Source organism: uncultured Tessaracoccus sp. (assembly GCF_947286155.1).
Taxonomy (GTDB): Bacteria; Actinomycetota; Actinomycetes; order Propionibacteriales; family Propionibacteriaceae; genus Arachnia.
On record NZ_CAMYPD010000079.1, the window covers coordinates 1 to 5,975 of the forward strand.

A 5,975-nucleotide genomic window follows, 5' to 3' on the forward strand; every position below is an offset into this window, starting at 1 on the left:
GCCCGGTTTGTGATCTCGTGGGCCGGTCGCGGCACAGGCAAGGCCGATCTTGTGCGCACCTCGCATATGGTTGACGGCTCCACTGTGCAGCTGGTGATCGCCAGCGATGTTGATCTTCGCGGTGCTGAGCAGTGGGTCGACTCGGAGGCTCCCTATGGGGAGCATGTGGTGCAGCATATTTACCGGCTGGGGTCTGCGTGGGTTGATGTTCCGCCCGTGGCGTCGGGTGTGGTGGCGCTGTCTGATCCGATCTCGGGCCGGACGGTGCCGCTGATTGGCGCTGAGGTCGGGGATTTGACGTTTGAGTCGAGCACCGAGGTGACGTGGCTGCATGTGACGCCAGGTGGGCATCCATTAATGTCGGTGCGCCCGGAGCAGTCACCGGTGGAGCAGTTGACGTTCTACACGACGACGGATTCTGATCGCCTCCTGCTTGGGGAGTTGATGGCGACTCGGCGGCCTTTACTGCTGCGCACAGGTGAGCGGGGCGTGGCAGACAGATGGTTTACGCTCGCGGGTCCGAGGGTGGAGCAGCGGCTGCATTCGCAGATGGCCCGGGAGCAGTGGCGTCGGCACTCGTGGGATGTGATAGAGGTGCCGCGCCCGAAGATCAAGGCGAACGCGGGTATCGCGACGCTGGGGCAGCTGCATGAAGCCATCGAGCCGTCGGTGAGTAGGCGGTGGCGGGTGAGTGGCTCGCCACGCATGCTTGCCGATACGGACCGATATGAGGCGTTCCCCCGTGTTACGCGATTCGGTGACGGCGTGCTGGTGGCGTGGAGCTCACAGACGGATCACTATCAAAAGAATGGGCCATCGTATGGGCAGCTTGCTTATTCTCGCGATGGTGTAACGTGGGGCGCTCCGGTGCGGCTGAGTTCCGGGGCGCATACCCCGGTTGCTGTGCGGGCGCTCGGCAACCGCTACGCGGTGCTGGCGATGACCAGGGGCCCGTTCGCGGGGTATTTGGGTGTGTCGTCGAACCCTGCGTCACCTCCGAGCTTGAAGCAGCTCACTCACGCCGATTGGGGTGCGCCGCCGAGCACGTGGACATTCCCGGCGGACATGCTGTGGGTCGACAACGGCACTGCCGACGGCCTGATGCTTGCCGCGTGCTACTCGGGGCAAGGAATTTACCTGACTTCCTCCACTGACGCGGGCAAGACATGGGAGCCTCAGGCGAACCCAATCCAGGCGCAGTTCAAGGACGGGAGTGGGCCTGCCGAGTCGCAGCTGTCGAAGCTGCCGGATGGGCGTCTGATGATGATCACCCGCTGGGATACGCATGTACGCGCCGGTGTGCACTGGGGCGACATGTGGGTGCAATGGTCGCGCGACGATGGACGCACATGGACGAAGCCGCGCAAGGCGATTGCCGACGTGTCTGGCCAGCCCGCAACCGCGGTGATGCCTGACGGGTCGCTACTGGTTACTTTGCGCGACCCACGGATGGATGGGTCGCCGCAGTCGCTGGTGCTCGGTGAGTCGCGCGACGGTGGGGCGACGTGGGGGCTGCTCGACGTCGATCCGGGGCGCATGATGTATGCGGATCTCGTGCCGCTCAACGACTCGACGGCGCTGCTCGTGGGCGCGTCGGAGAAGTCGAGCACCAACACCGATGTGTGGACGGTGAAGCTTCAGATCGCCGAGTCGCGTACTGGCAGGCTGGGTGATATCGCTGAGCGGTGGGAGACGCTCGGCGATGTGGCTGCCGAATCGTTCACGCAAGACAGGCTGCTGCTGTGATTCGGCTCGAGTCGCAGATCGATGCGGCGGTTGATGAGCATCTGGCGGAGTCGGCTGTTGATGCTCGCCTCGAGATTGTGTCGAGGCTGGGCGGCACGGTGCTTGGCCGCCTGGTGCCGACGGCGGGGACTGTGGCGTTCGATGCGTCGCAGCGTCGTGGTGCGCTCGACGTGGATGCGATTGTCGGGGAGTCGATCATGCATGACCGGCACCCTGTGGGGAATCTCGGGCAGACCCTCGAGGTGTGGTGGACGTGGCCCATGATCGGCGTGAGCGTGCCGCTTGGTTGGTGGCTCGTCTCGGAGGCGGAGCACGTCAGCGGCGGCTTGTGGCGTGTCAGTGCCGACCCGGAGGGCCCTGCGCGGCTGGATCGGGCGAAGTGGTGGGAGCCGGGTGGAATCGTAGTCTCGGGTGTGGCTGGCGCGCAGATCACGCGCATGACGCGCGAGGCGGGTGTGGAGTGGGTGCCCACGCTGGATTTCTCTGAGTGGAAGCTGCCTGCCACGGAGTGTGAGGCGGGTGCGACGGTGCTGTCGACGCTGGAGCAGATCATCACGCAGGCCGGCTCTGAGCTGCGTCCTAGTCGTCGGGGTCGGGGTGTGGAGATTGGGCGTCGCGCGACGGGTGTTGAGTCTGACTGGTCGTGGGGGAATGCGGGCGTGCCGCTGGTGTCGGTTACGGGCACGCCAGCGGTTGAGGAGATTCCGAACCGCGTCACGGTGTGGCGTGAGGATGACAAGGACGGGAAGCGCACGGTCACGGGCTGGTCGGAAATGCTGAAGTCCGGGCCGCGCCGCTGGGATGGCCCCTACGGGCGTGTGCCGGAGGTGATCCGACTGGATGGCCCAGCGACACAGGGTGCTATGCGTGCCCAGGCGCGTCGGCAGCTCACGCGGCGGATCGAGGAGGCGTCCACGATTCAGGTGACGCTGCGGGCCGACCCCCGTATCGAGGTCGGGGATATCGCGACGATTCGCGACACCACGTCGCGGACTGACTGTGTGGGGCGTGTCGCCTCGATGAAGCTCGACGTCGGCACCGGGCAGGCCGAGGTGGAGTGCACCGTGCTGCGGGGCACCGTGTGCGGCCAGCCTGCCCAAGTGACCACTATCTAGGAGACGAGGAAGCTATGCCTGCATCGCCTGCGAAAACTCAGAATCTGGGGCTGCCCCGATTCGCACCTGACTATTCGACGCGCACCTGGGAGCACCTGAACAGCATCTCGGACGGCATCGATAAGCATCTGGGTGAGTGGAAGACGTATACCCCGGTGTGGTCGCAGTCGAACGGCACGATCTTGAAGGTCGCCTCGGGGTCGCTGACTGGCCGCTACACGCAGGTCGGCAAGACAGTGATAGCGAGCATTCGGCTCGTGCGGGCGAGCAACTCGTGGGTCGGGTCTGGTAACTGGATTTTCTCGCTCCCCCCGGTCACGCCGAAGGCGTGGAACATGGTTGGCGGTAGCCTGTCTGCGATCCGTGGCGGCAAGTTCTACGGCGGCGCGGTGTTCCCGGTGTCGTCGAAGGCTGTCGGCGCGATCGTGGGCGACTTGGGCCGGCTGTCGACGACAATCCCGACGAAGACACACAAGTCGGGCGACTGGTACTCCCTGCAAGTCGTGTACGAGGCGGCCTGAGCATGAGCGAGCCCGAGATTGGTGGGGAGATTGACCCCGACCTGATAGAGCCGGCACCCGAGCCGCCACCCCCCTACGCGGGCGAACCAGATGAGCCAGACTGGGGCGACCCGGAGCCGGAGCCGGAAGCGCCGGGCATTGACCCGTCCGAACTGCCGCCATACTCAGACACTGGGGCGATCCCACGGGATGAAGAAGAGTACCTGCCGACCGACGAGGAAGCCCACGAGCCTGCCGATCCGGGCGAACCGGAGCTTGAGCCGGAACCGCCGCAGGAAGAACCGCCCTACGCGGGCGAGTCGGATGAGCCGGACTGGGGCGAACCAGGCGAGGAGCCTGTCCCTGATCCGGGGCCTGAGCCGCAGTTCCCCGACGACGAGCCCGACGACGAGGACGACACAGAGTCACCGCTGATTGGCGAACCGTTCGCGTGGGAGGCCGACCCCGAACCGCGCGGCGAGGAGATCGCGGTCAGGGGCGAAACGGTCATCTCCTATGATGACGTGGCGGAGATGGTCACTATCACCGGGCCGGGTGGGGAGAGCGAGACGCGAGCCTACGAGGCGCCGGAGCAGACCAGGCGGTCGGCATCGATCTTCACAGCCAAGCTGCGGGCACAGCTAGAGCAGACACGCGCCGAGCTGGAGACACAGCTGGGTGAGATGCAGGCAAATCTGGATGCCGCAACGGAGATTATCGAGCAAGGGCCGCGCTCAGTCACTGTCTCGCACCGCGACCCAACCGCCGCTGACGCCGAGGGGCGACCAGACGGGGCGCTGTGGGAGGTGCGCAGCGAACCAGAAAACGGCCCGGTGGTGACGCTCCGGCGCTGGTATCTGATCCGCGGCACGTGGGCGCAAACCGAGGTCATGGGGAACCTCATCGTCCCGGGAACAATTGATGCCGGCACGGTGCGCATGGATGAGGCGTGGGCGAACAAGCTCGCCGCAAATGTGGCCACGTTCCAGCAGGCGTTCGCAGGGAAGCTCACCGCGCAGATGATCGAGGCGGATTCGTTCACTGGCTACGAGATTCGTGGCGCGAAGATCATCTCCCCCGGTAAGGCCGGCGACATCACGATCACCGATAACACGATCACTTCCTCGCGCTATGACGAGAGTGGAGAGTTGTCGGAGACAATGGTTATTGGCGGGCCGGATGGCGACTCTATCTCACTCACCCCAGCCCCGGATGAGCCACCGACGGTGGTCATTTCCGGTAGCGGCGGTAACGCGTCGTTCTCTGGTGACGTGTCGGTCAAAGATCTGCTGATCGGCGACGAGTCGGTCGCGCAGCAGTTGTCGTGGCTGCCCCGGGGCATGCTTGGCTGGACGTGGGGGTCGGGCGCGGCACTGCCGCAGATGACGAACACCCCCTACGGTTTGGTGGCGTTCACCTGGCCGCTCGAAGCGTATAGGCGCTACAAATTGTGTGGCGAAGTCGTGTTCGAGGGCACTGCTGGGGATGTTATTGAGTTCCAATTCCGTTGGCGGGCGCACCCCGAGGAGACGGCCGACATTGCTTCGCCGGTGGTTGGTATCCGGCGCGTGCAAATCCCTGTGGGCGGAATTGGGTCGGCCCACATTGAAGCCATTTTCCGTGAAACCTTCAACTATGACAATTATTCTGCGATGATTTCGATGCGGAATTGGTCGGCGGCGTCCCGACCGGTTAGGTTGTGGGCTGATGGCGGCTCGGATCAGTCTCAATCCTATTTTTGGCTAGAGGATTTGGGGCGAGGACCGGTGACTACCGGTATTGAGTGGAGCGACGGCGGGGGTAAGGAATTCGTGGAGCCCACGCCAGCACCCACACCGAAGCCGAAGCCGCTACCCCCGCCGCCGACGAAACGCACCTACACCAAGACCTACAGCGCGGCGTACGTGTATTCGTGGCGGGGTAGCACCGAGGTTGGTGACGTGCTGCACCACGGCACATACCAAGGGGTGCGCCGGGTGTCGCAGATTGTCTTTCCGTATCAGGCACAGCAGGACATCACCGGGGCGACGATCAAAAAGGTTGAGGTCCGTCTAAGGAATTTGCACACCTACGCCGGTTCCGGGATGACGGCATCGCTGGTTCCCGCAACGAACTACACCAAGTCGTCCACCCCGACGGGTGCGTCGAAGAGTAACGAGACTCGGGTGCCGTGGGGCAAGGGGCAAACGAAGTTCGTGACCCTCAGCGGTTGGCAGGCGAGCACCAGGTCGGTGTACCTCGGGCATTACGCCGATTCGTCTGGCCAGTTTTACGGAAAGTTCTCTCGTGCTTTGTCCGACTGTGTTCTCAGGGTCACCTACGAGAAGTGACCCCGCTTAGGAGGCATTATGGCTAGTCAGCCCTATGTTCAAATCGGTTATCACGGCCTCGACGTGAAGGGCCGCGAAGCGCAGGTCCGCCCGGAGGTAAAACCGGCCTGGGAGGCGCTAGTGGCGCTCGTGAAGCAGAAATACCCGAGCGTTGATCTGGATAGGCGAATCATCCAGGCGCGGGGCTACGCGGAGGAGTCCGCCGGGGTGCATTCCGACGGTGCCGCAGTCGACGTGCGCGTCTGGAACCTCACCGGGACGCAGCGCCGCGAGATCGTGCGGCT

At 64.4% G+C, this 5,975-nt stretch carries 5 protein-coding genes; all 5 read left to right on the forward strand.

The genetic code is table 11. The features are described from left to right. A partial coding sequence (locus Q0X68_RS12835; RefSeq protein WP_297752545.1) for a sialidase family protein occupies nt 1–1,746 on the forward strand: 1,746 nt, incomplete at its 5' end. Next, complete coding sequence (locus Q0X68_RS12840) at nt 1,743–2,861, forward strand: hypothetical protein (protein ID WP_297752548.1); 1,119 nt, start codon at nt 1,743–1,745, stop codon at nt 2,859–2,861. The genes Q0X68_RS12835 and Q0X68_RS12840, both read left to right, overlap by 4 nt. Nucleotides 2,862–2,875: 14 nt before the next feature. Next, nucleotides 2,876–3,382, forward strand: coding sequence for a hypothetical protein (locus Q0X68_RS12845; protein WP_297752552.1), 507 nt, complete (start codon nt 2,876–2,878; stop codon nt 3,380–3,382). A 2-nt stretch (nt 3,383–3,384) separates the two neighbouring features. Beyond that, complete coding sequence (locus Q0X68_RS12850; protein ID WP_297752555.1) at nt 3,385–5,691, forward strand: hypothetical protein; 2,307 nt, start codon at nt 3,385–3,387, stop codon at nt 5,689–5,691. An 18-nt stretch (nt 5,692–5,709) separates the two neighbouring features. Then, nucleotides 5,710–5,975: hypothetical protein (locus Q0X68_RS12855; protein WP_297752558.1), on the forward strand; the 266-nt coding region annotated here is incomplete at its 3' end.

Bases quoted from the DNA above. Each gene is read 5' to 3' on its own strand.
- Q0X68_RS12845 (WP_297752552.1), top strand. From the start codon at position 2,876: ATGCCTGCATCGCCTGCGAAAACTCAGAATCTGGGGCTGCCCCGATTC.
- Q0X68_RS12850 (WP_297752555.1), top strand. From the start codon at position 3,385: ATGAGCGAGCCCGAGATTGGTGGGGAGATTGACCCCGACCTGATAGAG.